Raw genomic sequence first — 23,525 nt, forward strand, 5'->3', positions numbered from 1 at the left:
GGACGGTATCAGTATTGAATACCCTGAGTGGCGCTTTAACCTGCGCACATCCAACACGGAGCCGGTGGTGCGCCTGAACGTTGAGTCCAGAGCGGATACGGCGTTGATGAACGAGAAAACGACCGAGCTGTTACACCTGTTAAGCGGGGAATAAGGTGAGAGATTTACTTACGACGATTTATCGTTATCGGGGATTTATCTGGAGCAGTGTTAAGCGTGATTTTCAGGCACGCTATCAAACCAGTATGCTGGGCGCACTATGGCTCGTTTTACAACCGCTCTCTATGATTCTGGTCTATACTCTGGTTTTTTCCGAGGTGATGAAAGCCAGAATGCCCGATAATACCGGGCCGTTTGCCTACAGTATTTATCTCTGCTCCGGGGTGCTGACCTGGGGATTATTTACAGAGATGCTGGATAAAGGGCAGAGCGTATTTATTAACAATGCCAATCTGATCAAAAAGCTGAGTTTTCCGAAAATTTGTCTGCCGATCATCGTGACATTATCGGCAGTGCTTAATTTTGCGATTATCTTCAGCCTGTTCCTTATTTTTATCATTGTCACAGGTAACTTCCCTGGCTGGCTGTTTTTCTCGGTGATACCGGTTCTGCTTTTGCAGATCCTGTTTGCCGGTGGGCTGGGTATGATCCTCGGTGTGATGAACGTCTTTTTCCGGGATGTGGGGCAACTGGTTGGGGTTGCACTGCAATTTTGGTTTTGGTTCACTCCCATTGTTTACGTACTGAATTCATTACCAGCATGGGCAAAAAATCTGCTGCTCTATAACCCAATGACGCGGGTGATGCAATCTTATCAGTCCATCTTCGCCTACCATCAGGCGCCCAACTGGTATTCGCTATGGCCAGTATTGGCTCTTGCCATTATTTTCTGCGTCATCGGTTTCAGGATGTTCCGCAAGCATGCGGCGGATATGGTGGATGAATTATAATGAGTTACATCAGAGTAAAGAATGTCGGTAAGGCATATCGCCAGTATCACTCAAAGACCGGGAGACTGATCGAATGGTTATCCCCTCTGAATACTAAACGCCATAATCTTAAATGGATCCTCAGCGACATTAATTTCGAAGTCGCTCCGGGAGAGGCGGTTGGTATTATTGGTATCAACGGTGCGGGCAAGAGTACCCTGCTTAAACTCATTACCGGTACGTCCAGACCAACGACTGGAGAGATTGAAATCTCAGGCCGTGTCGCTGCATTACTCGAACTGGGTATGGGGTTTCATTCTGATTTCACTGGCCGACAGAACGTCTATATGTCTGGGCAACTGCTGGGGTTATCCTCAGAGAAAATTACTGAGTTGATGCCGCAAATTGAAGAATTTGCGGAGATTGGGGACTATATCGATCAACCTGTGCGCGTCTATTCCAGTGGTATGCAGGTTCGATTAGCTTTTAGCGTAGCGACCGCTATCCGCCCTGATGTGCTGATTATTGATGAAGCGTTATCCGTTGGGGATGCTTATTTCCAGCATAAAAGCTTTGAGCGTATCCGCAAATTTCGTCAGGAAGGGACCACGTTGTTGCTGGTATCCCACGATAAACAGGCGATCCAAAGCATTTGTGACCGGGCCATTTTGTTGAATAAAGGCCACATTGAGATGGAAGGCGAGCCGGAAGCAGTGATGGATTATTACAATGCGCTTCTGGCCGATAAGCAAAATCAGTCCATTAAACAAGTTGAGCACAATGGTAAAACGCAAACTGTTTCAGGCACTGGTGAAGTGACTATCGCTGAGGTTCATCTTCTCGATGAACAGGGCAGTGTGACTGAATTTGCCTCAGTTGGACATCGTGTTAGCTTGCAGGTCAACGTTGAGGTCAAGGACGATATTCCTGAGCTAGTCGTCGGATATATGATTAAGGATCGACTAGGGCAGCCGATTTTTGGGACCAATACGCATCATCTTAAACAGACACTCACCTCCCTGAAAAAAGGAGAAAAGCGCTCGTTCTTATTCTCTTTCGATGCGAGATTGGGGGTTGGCTCCTATTCTGTCGCTGTCGCGTTGCATACTTCCAGTACGCACCTCGGCAAAAACTATGAATGGCGCGATCTGGCCGTGGTATTCAACGTCGTTAACACGGAACAACAAGAGTTTGTCGGCGTGTCCTGGTTGCCACCTGAACTGGAGATTTCTTAATGGGTTCGTCGTTTTATCGTTCATTTGAAGAACGACACAGAGGTTCGGTTGAAGATATCAAGAGCCGCCTGAGTTTTTATTTACCTTTTCTGTCACGTCTGAAGGAAATTTATCCTGATGGCGTGATTGCGGACATTGGTTGCGGGCGTGGCGAATGGCTGGAGATCCTGACGGAAAATGGCATTGCGAACATCGGCGTCGATCTCGATGATGGCATGCTGGCGCGCGCCAAGGAAGCCGGACTGAACGTGCAGAAAATGGATTGTCTGCAGTTTCTGCAAAATCAGGCGGATCAGAGCCTGATAGCGTTGACTGGTTTTCATATTGCTGAGCATTTACCTTTTGAGGTACTGCAGCAGCTCGTCATGCATACCTTGCGGGTGCTGAAACCTGGCGGTTTGCTGATCCTCGAAACGCCGAATCCTGAGAATGTGAGCGTCGGGACCTGTTCATTTTATATGGATCCAACGCATAATCACCCTCTGCCGCCACCACTGCTTGAGTTTTTACCTATTCATTATGGTTTTAACCGGGCAATTACTGTTCGTCTGCAGGAAAAAGAGGCTCTTAAATCCCCGGATGCTGCCGTCAATTTGATCGATGTACTAAAAGGGGTTAGCCCAGACTACAGCATCATTGCTCAGAAAGCCGCGCCTGAAGATATTCTTGAACGCTTTGAACCCCTGTTTACCCAACAGTACGGCCTGACGCTAGATGCCCTGAGCAACCGTTACGATGCGATTTTGCGCCAACAGTTTTCGTCCTTTGCCTCACAGCTGGAGACGTTAAACCGTACCTATACGCGTCAGATAAGCAAAATGTCGGAGACTATTCAGACGTTGCAAGGTCAGGTTGACGAACTGAATCATGTCATCGGTCAGAATCATCAGCTTCATCAGCAAATGGCGGACTTACATAACAGTCGTTCATGGCGTATCACTCAACCACTACGCTGGCTGTCTTTGCAACGTCAATTATTACGTCAGGAAGGGGCAAAGGTGAGAGCCCGTAGGGCGGCGAAAAAAATACTGCGCAAAGGGATGGCGCTCTCGCTGGTCTTTTTCCACCGCTATCCTAAGTCTAAGGTTTATCTGTTTAAGTTTCTGAGAAAAACTGGCTGCTACACACTGCTACAACGCTTGTTCCAGCGTGTCATGCTGGTGCACTCTGACACGATGATGATGCAGTCCAGAAGATATGATGTGGGTACTGAAGAAATGACAAGTCGCTCGTTGAGTATTTATAACGAATTAAAAAATAAAAATACGGAGAAATAACGATGCGTATTGTCATTGATTTACAAGGCGCGCAGACCGAAAGCCGCTTTCGTGGCATCGGTCGTTATAGTATCGCAATCGCCAGAGCCATAATCAGAAATAACAGCCAGCATGATATTTTCATCGCGCTATCGGCCATGCTGTATGAGTCGATTGCGGATGTTAAGGCGCATTTTGCCGATCTCCTGCCGGCTGAAAATATAGTCGTCTGGCATGCCGCAGGCCCGGTGCGTGCGATGGACCAAGGTAATGAATGGCGTCGGGAGAGTGCGGAACTGATTCGGGAAGCTTTTCTTGAATCATTGCGTCCAGATGTCGTTTTCATTACGAGCTTATTTGAAGGTCATGTCGACGATGCGGCCACATCGGTACACAAATTTAGTCGGCAGTATAAAGTAGCCGTACTGCACCACGATCTTATCCCCCTGGTGCAGGCGGAGACCTATCTCCTGGACGATGTATTCAAACCCTACTATTTACAGAAAGTTGAATGGTTAAAAAACGCTGACCTTTTATTGACCAACTCTGCGTATACTGCCCAGGAAGCGATCGAGCATCTGCATTTGCAGGGCGATCATGTACAGAATATTGCAGCCGCAGCCGATCCTCAGTTTTGTATGGCGGAGGTGACTACGAGCGAAAAAGAGACGGTCCTTGGCCATTACGGTATTCAGCGCGAGTTCGTGTTGTATGCGCCTGGAGGATTTGACTCAAGGAAAAACTTTAAGCGGTTAATTGAGGCTTATGCCGGGCTCAGTGATGCCTTACGTCGCACTCATCAACTGGTTATCGTCAGTAAGCTTTCCATTGGTGATCGTCAGTATCTGGAATCCCTGGCGTCAGGTAATGGTTTACAGCAGGGCGAACTGGTACTGACTGGTTATGTGCCGGAACATGAGCTGATCCAGCTCTATCGCCTGTGTAAACTGTTCATCTTTGCTTCGCTACATGAAGGTTTTGGGCTACCTGTTCTGGAAGCAATGTCGTGCGGTGCGCCGGCCATTGGCTCAAATGTCACCAGTATTCCTGAAGTCATCGGTAATCCTGAAGCATTATTCGACCCGTATTCTGTTTCTTCCATTCGGGATAAGATCGCGCAATGTTTGACTGATAATGTATTCCTGGCGCATCTGAAAGAAATGGCGCAGCAGCAAGCGCGTAATTTCTCTTGGGATAAAGCAGCGGTGACTGCTCTGGAAGCTTTCGAGAAGATTGCGACAGAAGACTCCGGCATCGCGCAGGCTTTGCCTGAGGCATTGATTCAGAAGATCCTTGCTATCTCTCATGGGCAACCAGATGAGCGCGATCTACGCTTGTGCGCAACGGCCATTGATTACAATCTGAAGACGGCAGAACTTTATCAAATTGACGATAAGGCGCTGACCTGGCGAGTGGAAGGTCCATTCGATAGCTCATATAGTCTGGCGCTGGTCAACCGGGAATTTGCCCGGGCACTCTCAGCCGATGGCGTAGAGGTGTTATTGCACTCCACTGAAGGACCGGGTGATTTTGCGCCGGATGCCTCGTTTATGGCACAGCCGGAAAATAGCGATCTCTTGGCATTTTATAATCAATGCCGTACTCGCAAGAGTAACGAAAAGATAGATATTCTTAGCAGAAATATCTATCCACCGCGGGTTTCCGAAATGGATGCCAAAGTAAAACTCCTTCACTGTTATGCCTGGGAAGAAACGGGCTTTCCACAACCATGGATCAATGAATTTAACCGGGAACTTGACGGAGTGCTGTGTACTTCGGAACATGTTCGGAAAGTATTGATTGATAACGGGCTGAATGTGCCCGCATTCGTTGTTGGCAATGGCTGCGACCATTGGCTCAATACCCCAGCCGAAACGACAAAAAATGTGGATGACGGAACCTTCCGTTTCCTCCATGTCTCTTCTTGTTTCCCACGCAAAGGGGTACAGGCAATGCTCCAGGCCTGGGGGAGGGCATTCACTCGTCGTGACAATGTCATCTTGATCATTAAGACGTTTAACAATCCGCATAATGAAATTGACGCATGGCTGGCTCACGCTCAGGCTCAATTCGCGGAATATCCCAAAGTTGAAGTGATCAAAGAGGATATGTCTGCCAGCCAGCTTAAGGGGCTTTATGAAAGCTGCGATGTTCTGGTTGCTCCAGGTTGCGCCGAAGGCTTTGGCTTACCTATCGCTGAAGCAATGCTGAGTGGGCTACCGGCCATCGTCACCAACTGGAGCGGGCAACTTGATTTTGTTAATTCACAAAATTCATGGCTGGTTGATTATCAGTTTACCCGGGTAAAAACGCACTTTGGTCTGTTTTCCTCAACCTGGGCCAGTGTGGACATTGACAACTTAACGGATGCGTTAAAAGCGGCAGCCTCGATGGATAAATCAGTGCTGCGTGGCATGGCCGATTCTGGGCGCGAGCTTATTCTGAAGCAGTTTACCTGGAAAGCAGTGGCCGATCGTTCTTGTCAGGCGGTCAAGACTCTGCGTGCGCATATTGATATTGCTCAGCATCGGGCGCGCATTGGCTGGTTGACAACATGGAACACAAAATGTGGAATCGCAACCTATTCCCAGCATCTGGTGGAGAGTGCACCGCATGGCGCGGATGTTGTTTTTGCTCCCCAGGTCAGTGCTGAAGATCTTGTATGTGCAGACGAAGAGTTTGTACTGCGCAACTGGATTGTAGGTAAAGAGAGCAACTATCTGGAAAACCTCCAGCCACAAATTGATGCTCTGCGACTCAATGTCATCGTGATCCAGTTCAATTATGGATTCTTTAATCATCGCGAACTGTCGGCCTTTATTCGTCGCCAGCATGACGCCGGTCGTTCAGTTGTCATGACGATGCACTCAACTGTGGATCCGCTGGAAAAAGAGCCGACCTGGAATTTCCGGCTTGCCGAAATGGCGGAGGCGCTGGCGCTTTGCGACCGGTTGTTGGTGCATTCGATTGCCGATATGAACCGCCTTAAAGATTTAGGCTTAACTGAGAATGTTGCTTTATTCCCGCACGGCGTAATCAACTACTCCGCAGCGAGCGTCGCGCGTCAACCGCAGGCTTTACCGTTAATTGCGAGCTATGGCTTCTGCTTACCGCATAAGGGCCTGATGGAGCTGGTCGAATCCGTCCATCGTCTCAAGCAAGCCGGCAAGCCGGTTCGTTTACGACTGGTTAACGCGGAGTATCCGGTTGGAGAGTCACGCGATCTGGTGGCAGAGCTTAAATCGGCAGCTCAGCGGTTAGGTGTTACCGACCTCATTGAGATGCATAATGATTTCCTTCCGGATGCGGAAAGTTTGCGGCTGCTCTCAGAAGCCGATCTTCTGATTTTTGCTTATCAAAATACCGGGGAGTCAGCTAGCGGGGCGGTACGTTATGGTATGGCGACGCAAAAACCTGTCGCGGTAACGCCTCTGGCGATATTTGATGACTTGGACGATGCAGTCTTTAAATTTGATGGATGCAGCGTCGATGATATCAGTCAGGGGATTGACCGGATCCTGAATGCCATCCGTGAACAGGATGCCTGGGCGACCAGGACTCAACAACGTGCCGATGCATGGCGGGAACAACATGATTATCATGCTGTTTCACGTCGCCTGGTTAATATGTGTCAAGGCTTAGCTAAAGCTAAATATTTTAAATAAAAATATTCCCCCTTGTATTTTTTGCCTTTGAATACAAGGGGAGCTAGATGATGATGTGTCATTTATTATGAAAATTATTTTTGCTACTGAGCCAATTAAATACCCATTAACGGGCATCGGTCGGTATTCCCTGGAGCTGGTTAAGCGGCTGGCGGTCGCTCGCGAAATCGAAGAGCTGAAGCTGTTTCACGGCGCGTCGTTTATCGATCAGATCCCCCAGGTTGAGAATAAAAGCGATACCAAAGCCAGCAATCATGGTCGTCTGTCAGCGTTTCTGCGCCGCCAGCCGCTGCTGATTGAGGCGTATCGCCTGCTGCACCCGCGGCGCCAGGCATGGGCATTGCGCGACTATAAAGATTACATCTACCATGGTCCCAATTTTTATCTGCCGCATCGCCTGGAACGCGCCGTGACCACGTTTCATGACATCTCCATTTTTACCTGCCCGGAATATCATCCAAAAGATCGGGTTCGCTATATGGAGAAGTCCCTGCACGAGAGCCTGGATTCGGCAAAGCTGATCCTGACCGTCTCTGACTTCTCGCGCAGTGAAATCATCCGCCTGTTCAACTATCCGGCGGATCGGATCGTCACCACCAAGCTGGCCTGCAGCAGCGACTATATTCCGCGCAGCCCGGCGGAGTGCCTGCCGGTCCTGCAGAAATATCAGCTGGCGTGGCAGGGCTACGCGTTGTATATCGGCACCATGGAGCCGCGTAAAAATATCCGCGGTTTGCTGCAGGCCTATCAGCTGCTGCCGATGGAGACCCGCATGCGCTACCCGCTGATCCTCAGCGGTTATCGCGGCTGGGAAGACGATGTGCTGTGGCAGTTAGTCGAGCGCGGTACGCGGGAAGGGTGGATCCGTTACCTGGGCTATGTCCCGGATGAAGACCTGCCTTATCTGTACGCGGCGGCCAGAACCTTTGTTTATCCCTCCTTCTATGAGGGATTCGGTTTACCTATTCTTGAAGCGATGTCTTGCGGTGTGCCGGTAGTATGTTCCAATGTCACTTCTTTGCCTGAGGTGGTTGGCGATGCCGGCCTCGTTGCCGATCCTAATGATGTAGACGCGATTAGCGCGCATATTTTGCAGAGCCTGCAGGATGATAGCTGGCGGGAAATCGCCACCGCGCGCGGTCTTGCCCAGGCGAAACAGTTTTCGTGGGAGAACTGTACGACCCAGACCATTAACGCCTATAAATTACTCTAAGGGTGTCAGTTGAGAGTTCTACACGTCTATAAGACCTACTATCCCGATACCTACGGCGGTATTGAGCAGGTCATTTATCAGCTCAGTCAGGGCTGCGCCCGCCGGGGAATCGCAGCCGATGTATTTACTTTTAGCCCGGACAAAGAGACAGGACCTGTCGCCTACGAAGACCATCGGGTCATTTATAATAAGCAGCTTTTTGAAATTGCCTCCACGCCGTTTTCGCTGAGAGCGTTAAAGCGTTTTAAGCAGATTAAAGATGATTACGACATCATCAACTACCATTTTCCGTTTCCATTCATGGACATGTTGCATCTCTCGGCGCGGCCTGACGCCAGAACGGTGGTGACCTATCACTCTGATATTGTGAAACAAAAACGGTTGATGAAGCTGTACCAGCCGCTGCAGGAGCGATTCCTCGCCAGCGTAGACTGCATTGTCGCCTCGTCTCCCAACTACGTGGCCTCCAGCCAGACCCTGAAAAAATATCAGGATAAAACCGTGGTGATCCCGTTTGGTCTGGAGCAGCACGACGTGCAGCACGATCCGCAGCGGGTGGCGCACTGGCGGGAAACCGTCGGCGATAACTTCTTCCTCTTCGTCGGCGCTTTCCGCTACTACAAAGGGTTGCACATTCTGCTGGATGCCGCCGAGCGTAGCCGGCTGCCGGTGGTGATCGTCGGGGGCGGGCCGCTGGAGGCGGAAGTGCGTCGTGAAGCGCAGCAGCGCGGGCTGAGCAATGTGGTATTTACCGGCATGCTCAACGACGAAGATAAATACATTCTCTTCCAGCTCTGCCGTGGCGTGGTCTTCCCCTCGCATCTGCGCTCCGAGGCGTTTGGCATTACGTTACTGGAAGGCGCGCGCTTCGCCAGGCCGCTGATCTCCTGCGAGATCGGCACCGGGACCTCGTTCATTAACCAGGACAAAGTGAATGGCTGCGTGATCCCGCCGAATGACAGCCAGGCGCTGGTGGAGGCGATGAATGAGCTCTGGCATAACGATGAAACCGCCAGCCGCTATGGCGAAAACTCGCGTCGTCGTTTTGAAGAGATGTTTACTGCCGACCATATGATTGACGCTTACGTCAATCTCTACACTACGCTGCTGGAAAGCAAATCCTGAGGCCAGCTACCCCCGCCGTTGCGGCGGGGGTCAACGCGTTAGTGCCGACTTTTCAGATTATCAATCACTTCCCCGAGATCCAGCCCCTGGTCCTGCAGCAGCACCAGCAGGTGATACATCAAATCCGACGCCTCATTCTTCAGCTCGAAGCGGTCGTTCACCGTGGCGGCCAGCGCGGTCTCCACGCCTTCTTCGCCCACTTTCTGCGCAATACGCTTGGTGCCGCTGGCATACAGCTTCGCCGTGTAGGAGCTCTCCGGGTCGGCGTGCTTACGCTCGGCCAGCAGCTGCTCCAGCTGATAGAGGAACAGCCACTGGTGGCCGGCGTCGCCGAAGCAGCTGGTGGTGCCTTTGTGGCAGGTCGGCCCGATCGGATTCACCAGCACCAGCAGCGTATCGTTGTCGCAGTCCGGCGTGATGCTCACTACGTTGAGGACATGGCCCGAGGTTTCACCCTTGGTCCACAGCCGCTGTTTGGTGCGTGAGTAAAAGGTGACCTTGCCGGTGGCTTCGGTTTTCTCCAGCGCCTCCTTGTTCATGTAGCCCAGCATCAGCACTTCGCCGGATACGGCGTGCTGCACGATGGCCGGCATCATGCCGTCCGTTTTTTCCCAGTCCAGCTGTTCAGTCAACATACCCTTATCTCCACGCCCTGTGCCGCCAGGTACGCTTTCAGTTCGCCAATATTAATAATCTGTTTGTGGAATACCGAGGCCGCCAGCGCGCCGTCAACGTTGGCGTCGCGGAAGGCTTCGAGGAAGTGTTCCATGGTGCCCGCGCCGCCGGAGGCGATCAGCGGCACATGACACACCGCGCGAACCTTCGCCAGCTGCTGCAGATCGTAGCCGTTGCGCACCCCGTCCTGGTTCATCATATTGAGGACGATCTCGCCCGCGCCGCGCTTCTGCACTTCCTCCACCCAGTCGAGGGTTTCCCACTGCGTCACCCGGGTGCGGCTCTCGTCGCCGGTGTACTGATTGACGTGATATTTGCCGGTCTCTGCATCAAACCAGGTATCAATCCCCACCACAATGCACTGCACGCCAAAGCGGTCGGCAAGGCGGGTGATCAGCGTCGGGTCGGCGAGGGCAGGGGAGTTAATCGAGATCTTATCGGCGCCAAAGGAGAGGATCTGCGCCGCGTCTTCCAGCGACTTGATCCCGCCCGCCACGCAGAAAGGAATATCAATCACTTCCGCCACCCGCGACACCCAGCTCTTGTCGACCACCCGGCCGTCGCTGGAGGCGGTGATATCATAGAACACCAGCTCGTCGGCGCCTTCGTCGGCATAGCGCTTGGCCAGCGGGACGATATCGCCGATGATCTCGTGATTACGGAACTGCACGCCTTTCACTACCTGGCCGTCGCGGACGTCGAGGCAGGGGATTATCCGTTTTGCCAGCATTGAATGGCCTCCGTTACGTTGAATTTACCTTCCAGCAGCGCGCGACCGACAATCACGCCGCGCACCCCGGTGCCGCGCAGGGCGGCAATATCATTGAGATCGCCGATGCCGCCGGATGACTGAAACGCCACCTGCGGGTAGCGGGCGCAGACTTCCTCATACAGCGAGACGTTGGAGCCCGCCAGCGTGCCGTCACGGGAGATATCGGTGCACAGCACATGCTGCAGGCCGACCGGCAGATAGCTCTCCACCAGCTCCTCCAGGGTCACGCCGGAGTTCTCCTGCCAGCCGCTGACCGCCACCTGCTTATTGCCGTCGGCGTCGATACGCACGTCGAGCGCCAGCACCAGTCGTTCAGGGCCAAAGCGTTTAAACCAGCCTTTCACTTCCTCCGGGGATTTCACCGCGGTGGAGCCGACCACCACGCGGGCGACGCCGGCTTCAAGCAGGGCCGCGACATCCGCCTCGGTCCGCACGCCGCCGCCGACCTGCACCGGGACGTCAACGCCGGCGACCAGCGATTTCAGCAGCGGGATCTGGCGCTTCGCCGGATCCTTCGCCCCGGTCAGGTCGACCAGGTGCAGGACTTCCGCCCCCTGAGCGGCATAGGACTGCAGGCGCGGCAGCGGATCGCTGCCGTAGTCGCGCTGCTGGCCGTAATCGCCCTGGTGGAGACGAACGACGGTGCCGTCGATTAAATCTAACGCAGGAATAATCATCACATCTCCAGGAAGTTTTTCAGCAGCTGCGCCCCGGCGCTCCCGGAGCGCTCCGGGTGGAACTGCACGCCAAAGAAGTTATCTTTCTGCACCGCGGCGGTAAACGCCTCGCCGTAATTGCACTGGGCGATGGTGTACGGGTTGACCGGCATGGCGTAGCTGTGGACGAAGTAGAAATACGCGCCTTCTTCAATGCCGCGGAACAGACGATCGCCCGCTTTGGCATACACCCGGTTCCAGCCCATGTGCGGCAGCGGCAGGCCGTGGTCGGTCATCTTCGGCACCTCTTCCTCGATAATACCCAGCAGATCGACGCCGTTGTTCTCTTCGCTGCGCTTGCCGAGCAGCTGCATGCCCAGGCAGATACCCAGCACCGGCTGGGTACAGGCTTTGATCAGGTCGATCAGCTCGCGGTCGCGCAGCTGGTCCATCGCCGCCTGGGCGGTGCCGACGCCCGGAAGAAACAGTTTATCGGCACGCAATACCACCTCCGGGTCGCGGCTGACCACCGGCTCATAGCCGTGGCGGCCAATCGCCGATTTCACCGAATTGAGGTTGGCGCACCCGGTATCAAGGATCACCACATTCATTACAGCACCCCTTTGGAAGACGGCAGGGCATCGCCCTGGACGCGGATCGCCTGGCGCAGCGTACGGCCAAAGGCTTTGAACAGGCTCTCCACGCGGTGGTGATCGTTCTTGCCCTTGGTTTTCAGGTGCAGCGTCACCGCCATAGTGTAAGAGAGCGAGCGGAAGAAGTGTTCCACCATCTCGGTGCTCAGATCGCCGACGCGCTGGTAGGTGAAGTCCGCCTTATACTCCAGGTGCGGACGGCCGGAGATATCCAGCGCGCAGCGGGCGAGACACTCGTCCATCGGCAGCACGAAGCCGAAGCGGTTGATGCCGCGCTTGTCGCCGAGCGCCAGCTTCAGGGCTTCGCCGAGGGCCAGGCCGGTATCTTCCACCGTGTGGTGATCGTCGATGTACAGATCGCCGCCGACGTTGACCTCCATGCGGAAGCCGCCATGGGTGGCGATTTGGTCGAGCATATGGTCAAAAAAGCCGACGCCGGTGTGGATCTTGCTGCCGCCTTCGCGGTCCAGCCACACTTTCACATCCACCTGGGTCTCTTTGGTGATGCGCTCGACGTGGGCATAGCGGTCGCGGCGGGTCAGCTGCTCGCAGATGGTCGGCCAGTTCAGGGTCTCGCGGTCATAGCGCAGACCGATAATCCCCATGTTATCCGCCAGCTCAAGGTCGGTGGCACGGTCGCCAATCACGTAGCTGTGGGCTTTATCCAGCACGCCTTCTTCCAGCCACGGCAGTACCAGCTGGGTTTTCGGCTTGCGGCAGGCGCAGTTGTCGCCCGGGAAGTGCGGACAAATCAGCACTTCCTCAAAGTTAACGCCCTGCGAGGCGAAGATCTGCATCATCAGGTTGTGTGGGCCATCAAACGCCTCCTGCGGCAGGCTGTCGGTACCCAGACCGTCCTGGTTGGTGATCATCACCAGCTTATAGCCTTCCTGCTGCAGCTTCAGCAGCGCCGGGATCACCTGCGGCTCAAACGCCAGCTTGTCGAAACGGTCCACCTGGAAATCTACCGGCGGTTCGGAAATCAGGGTGCCGTCACGGTCAATAAAGAGATACTTCTGGGTCATACTTTCTCCGCAGTCAAGGCGTCAATCACGCGCTGGCTCTCGGCACGGGTACCGATAGTGATACGCAAACAGCCGCTCAATGAAGGTTGTTTATTCTGGTCACGTAAGATAATGCCCTGATCCCACAAAGATTTAAACACTGCGCTGGAGGCGGTTATTCGCGCCAGGACGTAGTTGGTCTCGGAATCGAAGATCTGCTCCACGCAGGCGATGCCGCGCAGCTGTTCCACCAGGTAGCGGCGCTCGTCGAGGGTCTTCGCCACGCGCTGACGCATCGCGGCGATCCCTTCCGCGCTCAGCGCCTGGGCGGCGATATCGGCCACCGGCGTGGAGAGCGGGTACGGCGCGATCACTTTCAGCAGCACGTTAATCACCTCGGCGTTGGCGAGGGTGAAGCCGCAGCGCAGGCCGGCGAGGGCAAAGGCTTTGGACAGCGTGCGCAGCACCACCAGGTGCGGGTAGTCGCTGAGCCAGCCGGCGAGCGTCGCCTGCGGGCAGAATTCAATATAGGCTTCGTCGGCCACCACGATGGCTTTGCCGCGGGTCATCTCCAGCAGGTCGCGCATCGACTGCGGGTCGATAATCTGCCCGGTCGGGTTGTTCGGGCTGCAGACGAAGACCACTTTCACCCCGTCCAGCTTTGCCTCAATGCCCGGCAGGTCGAGCTGCCAGTCGGCCAGCGTCGGCACGGTGCGGCATTCGACGCCGATGGTCTCGGCGCTGACGCTGTACATGCCGTAGGTGGGCGGGCAGTAGAGCACCGCGTCTTCGCCTGGCTCGCAGAAGGCGCGGATCAGCAGCTCAATGCCTTCGTCGGCGCCGCGGCTGACCAGCACCTGCTCCGGTTTAACCCCGGCGTAGCGGGCGTAGTTCTCAATCACCGCCTTCGGCTGCGGCTCCGGGTAGCGGTTCAGCGTCTGCTCGGTCAGCTGGAAGGCCACGGCGGTGGGGAATTCGTTAGCGTTCAGCCAGACGTCGCCTTTCCCGCCCAGGCGGCGAGCGGATTGATACGGGGTCAGCGCGCGGACGTTGGCGCGGGCTAAATCTTCAATGCTCATGCTTGCTCCTTCAGGGCGGCAACGCGCAGCGTTACGGCGTTTTTGTGGGCGTCAAGGCGCTCGGCGGCGGCCAGAATCTCAATCGTCGAAGCGAGGGCGGCAAAGCCGTCGCGCGACAGCTCCTGCACGGTCATCCGCTTCTGGAAGTCGGCCAGGCCGAGGCTCGAACAGGTGGCGGTATAGCCATAGGTCGGCAGGACGTGGTTGGTGCCCGAGGCGTAGTCGCCCGCGGATTCCGGCGACCAGTCGCCAAGAAAAACCGAACCGGCGCTGGTGATGCTGTCCACCAGCTCACGGGCCTGGCGGGTCTGAATGATCAGGTGCTCCGGGCCGTACTGGTTGGAGATAGCCACGCACTGCGCCAGGTCGCGGGCCACGATGATCCGGCTGGCGGAGAGCGCCACGCGGGCGGTTTCGGCGCGAGGCAGGGCGGCCAGCTGGCGCTCCACGGCCTCGGCGACGCGGCTGCCGAGGTCGGCGTCCGGGGTCAGGAGGATCACCTGCGAGTCCGGGCCGTGTTCCGCCTGGGACAGCAGGTCAGAGGCGACAAAGTCCGGGTTGGCGCCGCTGTCGGCGATCACCAGCACTTCCGACGGGCCGGCCGGCATGTCGATGGCCGCGCCGTCCAGACGCTGGCTGACCTGGCGTTTGGCTTCCGTGACGTAAGCGTTACCCGGGCCAAAGATTTTATCCACCTTCGGCACCGACTCGGTACCGAGGGCGAGGGCGGCGATGGCCTGCGCGCCGCCGACGTTAAAGATGGTTTTCACGCCGCACAGCTGCGCGGCGTAGAGGATCTCATCGGCGATCGGCGGCGGCGAGCAGAGCACCACCTGCTGACAGCCGGCGATGCGCGCCGGCGTCGCCAGCATCAGTACGGTGGAGAACAGCGGCGCCGAGCCGCCCGGAATATACAGCCCGACGGAGGCGATAGGGCGGGTGACCTGCTGGCAGCGCACCCCCGGCAGCGTTTCGACATCCACCGCCTGCAGCTGTTGCGCGTTGTGGAAGGTCTCGATGTTTTGCACCGCCACCGCCATCGCCTGCTTCAGCTCGTCGCTGAGGCGCTCGCCGGCGGCGGCGATCTCCGCCTCGCTCATCTGCAGCGCGGCGACGGTGGTTTTATCAAACTTCGCGCTGTATTCGCGCAGCGCCGCGTCGCCGTTGGCTTTGACGTTATCGAGGATCGCCGCCACCGTTTTACTGATGCTGTCGGAGGCGGAAATCGCCGGGCGCGTTAAGAGTTGTTGCTGTTGGTCTGCGCTACAGCCGTTCCAGTCGATGATTGTGTTGAAGCTCATGATTGTTTTCCCCTGTGTGTCCCGTGACCGGCTGGCCGATTACTCCATCATCTTCTCAATCGGCAGCACCAGAATGGAGCTGGCGCCCAGCGCCTTCAGTTTTTCCATGGTCTCCCAGAACAGGGTTTCGCTGCTGACCATGTGCATCGCCACGCGCTGCTTGTCGCCCGCCAGCGGCAGAATGGTTGGCCGTTCGGCGCCCGGCAGCAGGGCAACCACTTCTTCCAGACGTTCGGTCGGGGCGTGCATCATGATGTATTTCGACTCGCGGGCCTGGATCACGCCCTGAATACGGGTCAGCAGGCGGTCAATCAGCTGCTGTTTGGCGTCGTCCATTTCGCCGTCGCGCTGGATCAGGCAGGCTTTGGAGCGGTAGATCACTTCCACTTCGCGCAGGCCGTTGGCTTCCAGGGTGGCGCCGGTGGAGACGAGGTCGCAGATGGCGTCGGCGAGGCCGGCGCGCGGCGCCACTTCCACGGAGCCGTTCAGCAGACAGGATTTAAAGGAGATACCTTTTTGATCGAGGTAGCGCTTCAGCAGGTGCGGGTAAGAGGTGGCGATACGTTTGCCGTCCAGCGCCGCCGGGCCGTTCCAGGCTTCATCCACCGGGGTCGCCAGCGACAGGCGGCAGCCGCCGAAGTCCAGACGACGCAGGGTGAAATAGCGCGGGTCTTCGCCCTGGGCGCGGCGGCTGAGCAGCTCTTCTTCCAGCACGTTTTCGCCGATAATGCCGAGGTCGACAACACCGTCCATCACCAGGCCCGGGATATCGTCATCACGCACGCGCAGAATGTCGATTGGCATATTTTCCGCCAGCGCAATCAGACGCTGGGTGTGCAAATTGACTTTAATGCCGCAGCGGCTGAGTAATTCGCGTGAATCTTCGCTTAAACGGCCTGATTTCTGAATAGCTATGCGTAAACGGGTGTTGTCTAACATTGTTCTTTTCCTCTGAATACCTGTCTGAATCTGTCCGAATTTGGTCCAAAAAAAAGCCCCCGGAAGTGAATCTTCCGGGGGCTCTCTGCGCGTTCATGCACCACTGGAAGATCCAAATGTCTTCCAGCACACATCGCCTGAAAGACTAGTCAGGATGATGGTGATGATGGTGGTGTTTAAATTGAACGCGGTTCATAAAAATTCTCTGTGAATGACTATGCATTTGATGTCCTTTAACCTAAACCACTTTCGCCGCAGAAAGCAAGGGCTTTTTTCTATCATTAATTCATTTCACATTGAGCGAAGAAATTGTCAGTTGCCGCTGGCTGGCGTAGCCTGTAATCAGCACAGCGAAAGAGTCAGGAGCCTGGGATGAAAAAGGTCGCGATAGTCGGTTTGGGATGGCTGGGGATGCCGCTGGCGCTGTCGTTGACGGCGCGAGGCTGGCAGGTCACCGGCAGTAAAACCACGCAGGATGGTGTGGAGGCGGCGCGGATGTGCGGGATCGACAGCTATCCGCTGCGCCTGGAGCCGCAGCTGGTCTGTGATACCGAGGACCTCGACGCGCTGATGAACGTCGATGCGCTGGTGATCACGCTGCCGGCCCGGCGGACCGGGGCGGGGGAAGGGTTTTATCTGCAGGCGGTGCAAGAGATTGTCGATACCGCGCTGGCGTACCATATTCCGCGGATCGTCTTCACCAGCTCCACCTCGGTGTATGGCAACGTCAACGGTACGGTGAAAGAGAACTCCCCGCGCCTGCCGCAAACCGCCAGCGGGCAGGTGCTCAAGGAGCTGGAGGACTGGCTGCACAATCTGCCGGGGACCTCGGTGGATATTCTGCGCCTGGCCGGGCTGGTGGGGCCGTCCCGCCATCCGGGGCGTTTTTTCGCCGGCAAGTCGGCGCCGGATGGCCAGCACGTGGTCAACCTGGTGCATTTGCAGGATGTGGTGGCCGCCATCGAACTGCTGCTGCAGGCTCCGAAGGGCGGGCACATCTATAATCTATGTGCGCCCCGCCATCCGGCGCGCGGCCTCTTTTATCCGCAGATGGCCCGCGAGCTGGGGCTGCCGCCGCCGGTCTTCAGCGACAGCCCGGACGGCGGCCAGGGTAAGATTGTGGATGGCAATCGTATCTGCAATGAGCTGGGGTTTGAGTACCAGTACCCCGATCCGCTGGTGATGCCGATGGAGTGATCCGCCAGCGGTGATTCGCATACCGTAAGGGGGTAGCGATGAAACCACTGCTGGATGTCCTCGTGATCCTCGACGCGCTGGAAAAAGAGGGGAGCTTTGCCGCGGCGTCGGCAAAGCTCTTTAAAACGCCCTCGGCGCTGAGCTACACCATTCACCGGCTGGAAAGCGATCTCAATATTCAGCTGCTCGACCGCAGCGGCCACCGCGCGCGCTTTACCCCCACCGGACAGATGCTGCTGGAGAAAGGGCGGGAAGTGTTGCACATCGCCCGCGAACTGGAGATCCGGGCGGTTAAGCTGCAGCAGGGGTGGGAACATACCCTCCGCCTGGCGGTGGACAGCACCTTTCCCGTGGCGCAACTCTCGCCGTTGATCGCCGCCTTTTATCAACAGCAGCCACTCACCCGGCTGCGCTTCACGCTGACCCCCTCGCTGCTGGACTGGCGGCCCTTGACGGAAGGGCAGGCCGATCTCCTGCTGGGGGCGCTCGGCGAGCCGCCGCCGCTGAGCGGCTATGATTATCTTCCGCTTGGCGAGCTGGAGCTGCTGCTGGTGGTCTCCCCGCAGCATCCTCTGGCGGCGCGCCGCGCCCCGTTGAGCTGGCGAACCCTGCGGCGTTACCGCGCGGTGGCCACCGGCGAGGGTGGGGCGCTGCTCGCCGATCAGGAGACCCTGACGGTGTGTGACGCCGCGGGGCAGCTGGCGCTGCTGCGCATGGGGCTGGGGTGGGGTTGCCTGCCGCGTTATCAGGTGCAGGGGCTGCTGGAGAGCGGCGAACTGGTCAGCCTGGCCGTGCGCGGGCTGTCGCCTTGTCAGCGCGCGTGGATCGCCTGGAATGACGCCGCCTGCGGTTTGGCCGGGAAATGGTGGCGCGAAGCGCTATTAGCAAATAGTGCTATTTTTACAATTTATCATACGGAAATCGTATAGATATTAGCATCTTAAAAATTATGCTCACGCAATGAACTTCATAACATCTTGTCAACGCCGTTGATATTGTTGCAAAATATGCGGCCTGAAAACCAGAGACTAGCCGACGCTTTTTTTAAAGTGTCGGTTATTTTTTTGGTCGAAAGACACATCATTCAATACCAAGAGGCCGGGCTTCGTACCGGATAGATATTTACTAAAAACCGACAGTCGTTGTCGCTGAGGAATAGAAAGAAATGGGGCAATTTTTTGCTTACGCGCTGGCGTTCACCGTAAAAGGGGATAACTATGTCGCATAACGCTACTCCAAATACCTCTCGCGTGGAATTACGTAAAACACTTACGCTAGTTCCGGTTGTAATGATGGGCCTGGCCTATATGCAGCCGATGACGCTGTTCGATACGTTTGGTATCGTCTCTGGTATGACCGACGGTCACGTGCCGACGGCCTACGCCTTTGCGTTAATCGCTATCCTGTTTACTGCCCTGAGCTATGGCAAGCTGGTACGTCGTTACCCGTCCGCCGGCTCGGCGTATACCTATGCGCAGAAATCCATCAGCCCGACCGTTGGCTTTATGGTGGGTTGGTCCTCGCTGCTCGACTACCTGTTCGCGCCGATGATCAACATTCTGCTGGCGAAAATCTATTTTGAAGCGCTGGTGCCTTCGATTCCGTCGTGGGTGTTTGTTATCGCGCTGGTCGCCTTTATGACCGCCTTTAACCTGCGCAGCATTAAATCCGTAGCCAACTTCAACACCGTGATCGTGGTGCTGCAGGTGGTGCTGATTGCCGTTATCCTCGGCATGGTGATTTATGGCGTGTTTGGCGGCGAAGGCGCCGGTACGCTGGCCAGCAGCCGTCCGTTCTGGTCCGGTGACGCGCACGTGATCCCAATGATTACCGGGGCGACGATCCTGTGCTTCTCGTTTACCGGCTTCGACGGCATCAGCAACCTGTCTGAAGAGACCAAAGATGCAGAGCGCGTCATTCCGCGCGCGATCTTCCTGACCGCGCTGATCGGCGGCCTGATCTTCATCTTTGCCACCTACTTCCTGCAGCTGTACTTCCCGGATATCTCGCGCTTTAAAGATCCGGATGCGTCACAGCCGGAAATTATGCTCTACGTGGCAGGTAAAGCCTTCCAGGTTGGCGCGCTGATCTTCTCCACCATTACCGTACTGGCGTCCGGTATGGCGGCGCACGCTGGCGTGGCGCGTCTGATGTACGTGATGGGCCGTGACGGCGTGTTCCCGAAAAGCTTCTTCGGCTATGTGCACCCGACCTGGCGCACCCCGGCGATGAACATCATCCTGGTCGGCGCTATCGCCCTGCTGGCGATTAACTTCGACCTGGTGATGGCGACGGCGCTGATTAACTTTGGTGCGCTGGTGGCGTTTACCTTCGTTAACCTGTCGGTGATTTCGCAGTTCTGGATCCGTGAGAAACGCAACAAGACGCTGAAAGACCACTTCCAGTATCTGTTCCTGCCGATGTGCGGCGCCCTGACCGTCGGCGCGCTGTGGGTCAACCTGGAAGAGAGCTCGATGATTCTGGGCCTGATCTGGGCCGGTATCGGTCTGGTCTATCTGGCCTGCGTGACCAAAAGCTTCCGCAACCCGGTGCCGCAGTACGAAGACGTGGCGTAAGGCGTAGCGTGATGTGAATGAGAAAAGCCGGAGGGAAACCTCCGGTTTTTTTTCGTCTGCTGTCTGCGTCTGGGGCTGCTTTTTTGCCCGGCGGCGCTGCGCTTGCGCGGGCCTACGGTGATGGTTAACCTTCTGAAATTAAATGGTTATGTAGGCCGGGTAAGCGAAGCGCCACCCGGCAACATATTGGGCTCGGAGCCTGATGTATTGCCCGGCGGCGGTGGAGACTGTTATCGGTTTACCACGTTTTCAGACTCCGTAGGCCGGGTCAGGCGCAGCCGCCACCCGGCAATATGTTGGCCACGGAAACGATGGCCGGACAGTTCCGTCTCCCTTGGGGAGAGGGCCAGGGTGAGGGGAAGCAACGCCGTGTGGTCATTTATGTTATCTGTGGCTTCAGCGCACATTGCGCTCCCGGTTAATTTTTCTGCACTCTGTTTTTTGTGGCGCAGGGAGCGCACAGGGGGCGGCCAGTCGCCGCCGCCCCCTGTACCCCCGGGCTCCGGCCAGCAAAATCGCCGCTACGCGGTCCCTTCGACTTATCTCTGCAGGCTGCGGGTCGGGCCGAGGCAGCGTCCGTGCAAAACACGGCCCTCAGCCCGCATCCATGCGGGCTGCCCCGGCCTTCCGGGAACGTCTCAGCGATTTTGAGGCCGCCAGCACCGGCAGTTTCAGCAAGGCTGGTGAATAAATTAACGACAGGTCGCACGAACTCCAGGCCGGGTAAGGCGTAGCCGCCACCCGGCACACAAGCGGCTCCGCGCCTGCTGCGCTTGCCGGGCGGCGCGGCGCTTGCCGGGTCTGGGGTGTTGAGCAGCCTTCTGATAGGTAAATGGCGTTGTAGGCCGGGTAAGCGAAGCGCCACCCGGCACACAAGCGGCTCCGCGCCCGCTGTCCTTGCCCGGCGGCGCGGCGCTTGCCGGACCTGGGGTGTTGAGTAACCTTCTGATAGGTAGATGGTTTTGTAGGCCGGGTAAGCGAAGCGCCACCCGGCACACAAGCGGCTCCGCGCCCGCTGTCCTTGCCCGGCGGCGCGGCGCTTGCCGGGCCTGGGGTGTAGAGTAACCTTCTGATAGGTAGATGGCGTTGTAGGCCGGGTAAGCGTAGCGCCACCCGGCACACAAGCGGCACTGCGCCCGCTGTCCTTGCCCGGCGGCGCGGCGCTTGCCGGGCCTGGGGTGTTGAGTAACCTTCTGATAGGTAGATGGTTTTGTAGGCCGGGTAAGCGAAGCGCCACCCGGCAGAAATCCGCGTAAAGCGGTAAAACAGGGGCATTTTTGGGGCACCTGCGGGGTGTTTATTGAGGCGGCGGTTCGAAGCAGAGGCTACGCTCCAGACATTCGTCGCAGCTCGGCGAGCGGCAGACGATCTCCCCCTGCGACTGCAGGCAGCGCTGGCGATAAAAGAACTTCTTCCAGCGCATATGGTGGACATTCTGCGCCACCAGCTGCGGAAAGCAGTCGCTCATCAGCCGGCCCAGTTCCGCGCGCGAATCCAGACCCAGATCCTCCCATAGATGATTAAACGCCAGCGCCGCCCCGGCGACGATCGGCGCCATTGGTTCGGCTCCCGGCGCGATCCACTCCGCCAGCCATCGCGCCAGCTGGCGGCGCTCTTCGTCGCGGGTGGCATTCAGCTCCGTCATCAGCCGGCGGCGGCTCAGCGCCTCGCTGTCCAGCGGCGTCGCCACCTCGCCCAGCCGCTGCTGCAGGGCCAGCCACGCCTCGACGCTTAGCCCCATTCGCAGCGGAAAGCAGCCTTTTCCGGCGTGATACCGACGCCACAGGCGGGTCAACCAGTCGACCGGCGCCATCAGGCGACCCCCTGACGCAGGCGCGATGCCGCCAGGCTCTGTCGCCGCCGCTGCCACCAGGCGGGCAGCACCTCGGCGACCGACCGCCACGCGCCGTCCACCTGCGGCTCAATGCCCTGTCGCTCGAGCTGTTGCCATGGCGTATGGCCGATACGCACGCAGAACACCGCTTTCACGTCGGCGAGCAGCGCGAGGAGCGCCGCCAGTCTGGCTTCGTTCTCCTGCGGCTCGCACTCCTCCGCGCCGCGGCAATATTTCGGCGTAAAGCGCTCGCCCACCAGCACCATGCCGGCGGCAGACAGGCTGTAGATCGAGAAGCGGTCGGCATGGCCAAAATGACAATCAATCACCTCGCCGCGGCTGGAGGCCACGGCCACCAGACAGGCATCATCGGCCTCCGACTCTCCCCGGGTGGCGAGGCTGGCATGAAGTTCGGCGCGCTGATGGAGGATTGGCAGCCAGTCGGGGAGGCTGTCCGGGTCCGGCAGCTGGGTAAACTGCTGGCTGCGGTCTTCGCCCAGCATGCCGATGGCGTCGGCGCGGCACTGGTGGCAATGCGTCATCTGCGGCATCGCGGCCCCGCACTGGCTGCGGATCGCGGCGAGCATCCCGGCGTCCGGCTCTGGCTGGCCGTTGAGGCCAAAGACCGTGCCGTGCTCCGGTCTGGCAATCAGCGGCATAATATTGTGAATAAACGCGCCGCTTTCCCGCAAACAACGGCTGACCTCGGCCATGCCGCTGTCGTTGATCCCCGGGATCAGCACCGAGTTTATCTTGACCAGCACCCCGGCGTTGGTCAGCCTGCGGACCCCCTCCAGCTGGCGGGCTATCAGGATCTCCCCGGCTTCCCGCCCGCGGTAGCGTTCGCCGTCGAGCCACAGCCAGGCGTAGATTTGTCCGGCGATGCCGGCATCCAGCGTATTGATGGTCACCGTAACGTGATCCACACCGACCTCCAGCAGGCGATCCACCGCGTCGGGCAGCATCAGCCCGTTGGTCGACAGGCATAATTTCAGGTCCGGAAGCTGATCGCGGACCAGCTCCAGGGTGCGGAAGGTGCGGGTCATATTGGCCAGCGGATCGCCGGGCCCGGCAATGCCGACCACCGACAGCTGCGGGATGGCCTGGGCCACCTGGCGCACTTTCAGCACCGCCTGCTCGGGGGTCAGCAGCGTCGAAGACACCCCGGGGCGGGATTCATTGCTGCAGTCGAATTTACGGTTGCAGTAGTTGCACTGCAGATTGCAGGCCGGAGCGACCGGGAGATGCATCCGGGCGAAACGGTGGTGCCCGCTGCGGGAATAGCAGGGGTGCGCGGCGACCTTATCGGCCACCCGCGGCGCTAACGCGCTGGCGTCCGCCGACTGACAGGCGTTGCCGCCGGAAAAAGAAGAGCAGGAAGTCATGGTCGTACCTTCTTGGTTGGGCGATACCTTC

At 57.3% G+C, this 23,525-nt stretch carries 21 protein-coding genes, 1 pseudogene and 1 other annotated feature; of the genes and pseudogenes, 11 read left to right on the plus strand and 11 right to left on the minus strand.

Annotated features, from left to right (window positions below; genetic code table 11):
- From ACLH1U_RS00005 to wbdC, 7 genes and pseudogenes are all read left to right on the plus strand, one after another.
- Positions 1 to 154: pseudogene (locus ACLH1U_RS00005) on the plus strand (phosphomannomutase CpsG); the annotation flags it as partial.
- Between the two features lies 1 nt (position 155).
- The gene (gene wzm, locus ACLH1U_RS00010) at positions 156 to 950 is read left to right on the plus strand and encodes an O8 family O-antigen export ABC transporter permease subunit (protein ID WP_008804106.1); all 795 of its coding nucleotides are present in this window, start codon (positions 156 to 158) and stop codon (positions 948 to 950) included.
- Positions 950 to 2,164: an O8 family O-antigen export ABC transporter ATP-binding subunit gene (wzt, locus tag ACLH1U_RS00015; RefSeq protein WP_064154355.1), complete on the plus strand. Its 1,215-nt coding sequence runs from the start codon at positions 950 to 952 to the stop codon at positions 2,162 to 2,164. The genes wzm and wzt overlap by 1 nt, the downstream gene beginning before the upstream one ends.
- Positions 2,164 to 3,441, plus strand: coding sequence for a class I SAM-dependent methyltransferase (locus ACLH1U_RS00020; RefSeq protein ID WP_411298966.1), 1,278 nt, complete (start codon positions 2,164 to 2,166; stop codon positions 3,439 to 3,441). Before wzt ends, ACLH1U_RS00020 begins: the two co-directional genes overlap by 1 nt.
- A 2-nt stretch (positions 3,442 to 3,443) precedes the next feature.
- Positions 3,444 to 7,085: a glycosyltransferase gene (locus ACLH1U_RS00025; protein WP_285202882.1), complete on the plus strand. Its 3,642-nt coding sequence runs from the start codon at positions 3,444 to 3,446 to the stop codon at positions 7,083 to 7,085.
- Positions 7,086 to 7,152: 67 nt separating this feature from the next.
- Positions 7,153 to 8,298 (plus strand): glycosyltransferase family 4 protein, encoded by a 1,146-nt coding sequence (locus ACLH1U_RS00030; protein WP_008804110.1) that lies wholly within the window; start codon positions 7,153 to 7,155, stop codon positions 8,296 to 8,298.
- A 9-nt stretch (positions 8,299 to 8,307) separates the two neighbouring features.
- Positions 8,308 to 9,423: an N-acetyl-alpha-D-glucosaminyl-diphospho-ditrans,octacis-undecaprenol 3-alpha-mannosyltransferase WbdC gene (gene wbdC / locus ACLH1U_RS00035; protein WP_044524108.1), complete on the plus strand. Its 1,116-nt coding sequence runs from the start codon at positions 8,308 to 8,310 to the stop codon at positions 9,421 to 9,423.
- Between the two features lie 38 nt (positions 9,424 to 9,461).
- Here wbdC and hisIE read toward each other — a convergent pair whose 3' ends face one another.
- The 9 genes from hisIE to hisL form a co-directional block, all read right to left on the minus strand.
- On the minus strand, positions 9,462 to 10,058 hold the full coding sequence (hisIE, locus tag ACLH1U_RS00040; RefSeq protein WP_023290360.1) for a bifunctional phosphoribosyl-AMP cyclohydrolase/phosphoribosyl-ATP diphosphatase HisIE: 597 nt from the start codon (positions 10,056 to 10,058) through the stop codon (positions 9,462 to 9,464).
- Positions 10,052 to 10,828, minus strand: coding sequence for an imidazole glycerol phosphate synthase subunit HisF (gene hisF, locus ACLH1U_RS00045; protein ID WP_032453444.1), 777 nt, complete (start codon positions 10,826 to 10,828; stop codon positions 10,052 to 10,054). Before hisF ends, hisIE begins: the two co-directional genes overlap by 7 nt.
- Positions 10,810 to 11,547, minus strand: coding sequence for a 1-(5-phosphoribosyl)-5-[(5-phosphoribosylamino)methylideneamino]imidazole-4-carboxamide isomerase (hisA, locus tag ACLH1U_RS00050; RefSeq protein WP_004200373.1), 738 nt, complete (start codon positions 11,545 to 11,547; stop codon positions 10,810 to 10,812). Before hisA ends, hisF begins: the two co-directional genes overlap by 19 nt.
- Complete coding sequence (gene hisH / locus ACLH1U_RS00055; protein ID WP_002912227.1) at positions 11,547 to 12,137, minus strand: imidazole glycerol phosphate synthase subunit HisH; 591 nt, start codon at positions 12,135 to 12,137, stop codon at positions 11,547 to 11,549. Before hisH ends, hisA begins: the two co-directional genes overlap by 1 nt.
- Complete coding sequence (hisB, locus tag ACLH1U_RS00060; RefSeq protein WP_017899706.1) at positions 12,137 to 13,204, minus strand: bifunctional histidinol-phosphatase/imidazoleglycerol-phosphate dehydratase HisB; 1,068 nt, start codon at positions 13,202 to 13,204, stop codon at positions 12,137 to 12,139. Before hisB ends, hisH begins: the two co-directional genes overlap by 1 nt.
- Entirely contained in the window at positions 13,201 to 14,262 is a 1,062-nt protein-coding gene (gene hisC / locus ACLH1U_RS00065; protein ID WP_411298967.1) for a histidinol-phosphate transaminase, read from the minus strand. The genes hisB and hisC overlap by 4 nt, the downstream gene beginning before the upstream one ends.
- Positions 14,259 to 15,563 (minus strand): histidinol dehydrogenase, encoded by a 1,305-nt coding sequence (hisD, locus tag ACLH1U_RS00070; protein WP_411298968.1) that lies wholly within the window; start codon positions 15,561 to 15,563, stop codon positions 14,259 to 14,261. The genes hisC and hisD overlap by 4 nt, the downstream gene beginning before the upstream one ends.
- 39 nt (positions 15,564 to 15,602) lie before the next feature.
- Positions 15,603 to 16,502: an ATP phosphoribosyltransferase gene (gene hisG / locus ACLH1U_RS00075; RefSeq protein ID WP_023290356.1), complete on the minus strand. Its 900-nt coding sequence runs from the start codon at positions 16,500 to 16,502 to the stop codon at positions 15,603 to 15,605.
- A 47-nt stretch (positions 16,503 to 16,549) separates the two neighbouring features.
- Positions 16,550 to 16,672 (minus strand) — a sequence feature (His leader region).
- The gene (gene hisL, locus ACLH1U_RS00080) at positions 16,648 to 16,698 is read right to left on the minus strand and encodes a his operon leader peptide (protein WP_004899375.1); all 51 of its coding nucleotides are present in this window, start codon (positions 16,696 to 16,698) and stop codon (positions 16,648 to 16,650) included. It overlaps the preceding feature by 25 nt.
- 176 nt (positions 16,699 to 16,874) lie before the next feature.
- Here hisL and ACLH1U_RS00085 point away from each other — a divergent pair, with 176 nt between their 5' ends.
- From ACLH1U_RS00085 to plaP, 4 genes are all read left to right on the plus strand, one after another.
- Entirely contained in the window at positions 16,875 to 17,699 is an 825-nt protein-coding gene (locus ACLH1U_RS00085; protein ID WP_004152513.1) for an SDR family oxidoreductase, read from the plus strand.
- A 38-nt stretch (positions 17,700 to 17,737) separates the two neighbouring features.
- Positions 17,738 to 18,628, plus strand: a complete 891-nt coding sequence (locus ACLH1U_RS00090) for a LysR family transcriptional regulator (protein WP_080901755.1) — start codon at positions 17,738 to 17,740, stop codon at positions 18,626 to 18,628.
- A 236-nt stretch (positions 18,629 to 18,864) separates the two neighbouring features.
- Complete coding sequence (gene yoeI, locus ACLH1U_RS00095; RefSeq protein ID WP_096335043.1) at positions 18,865 to 18,927, plus strand: membrane protein YoeI; 63 nt, start codon at positions 18,865 to 18,867, stop codon at positions 18,925 to 18,927.
- Positions 18,917 to 20,275: a putrescine/proton symporter PlaP gene (plaP, locus tag ACLH1U_RS00100; RefSeq protein WP_004203583.1), complete on the plus strand. Its 1,359-nt coding sequence runs from the start codon at positions 18,917 to 18,919 to the stop codon at positions 20,273 to 20,275. The genes yoeI and plaP overlap by 11 nt, the downstream gene beginning before the upstream one ends.
- Before the next feature lie 1,297 nt (positions 20,276 to 21,572).
- On the opposite strand, the gene ACLH1U_RS00105 is transcribed toward plaP, so the two are convergent.
- Together ACLH1U_RS00105 and nifB are read right to left on the minus strand one after the other, a co-directional pair.
- Positions 21,573 to 22,088, minus strand: a complete 516-nt coding sequence (locus tag ACLH1U_RS00105) for a nitrogen fixation protein NifQ (protein WP_023290352.1) — start codon at positions 22,086 to 22,088, stop codon at positions 21,573 to 21,575.
- Positions 22,088 to 23,494, minus strand: coding sequence for a nitrogenase cofactor biosynthesis protein NifB (nifB, locus tag ACLH1U_RS00110; RefSeq protein WP_048297859.1), 1,407 nt, complete (start codon positions 23,492 to 23,494; stop codon positions 22,088 to 22,090). The genes ACLH1U_RS00105 and nifB overlap by 1 nt, the downstream gene beginning before the upstream one ends.
- Between the last annotated feature and the right edge of the window lie 31 nt (positions 23,495 to 23,525).

Source organism: Klebsiella sp. 1SOBk5mer, assembly GCF_046603115.1.
GTDB lineage: Bacteria > Pseudomonadota > Gammaproteobacteria > Enterobacterales > Enterobacteriaceae > Klebsiella > Klebsiella quasipneumoniae.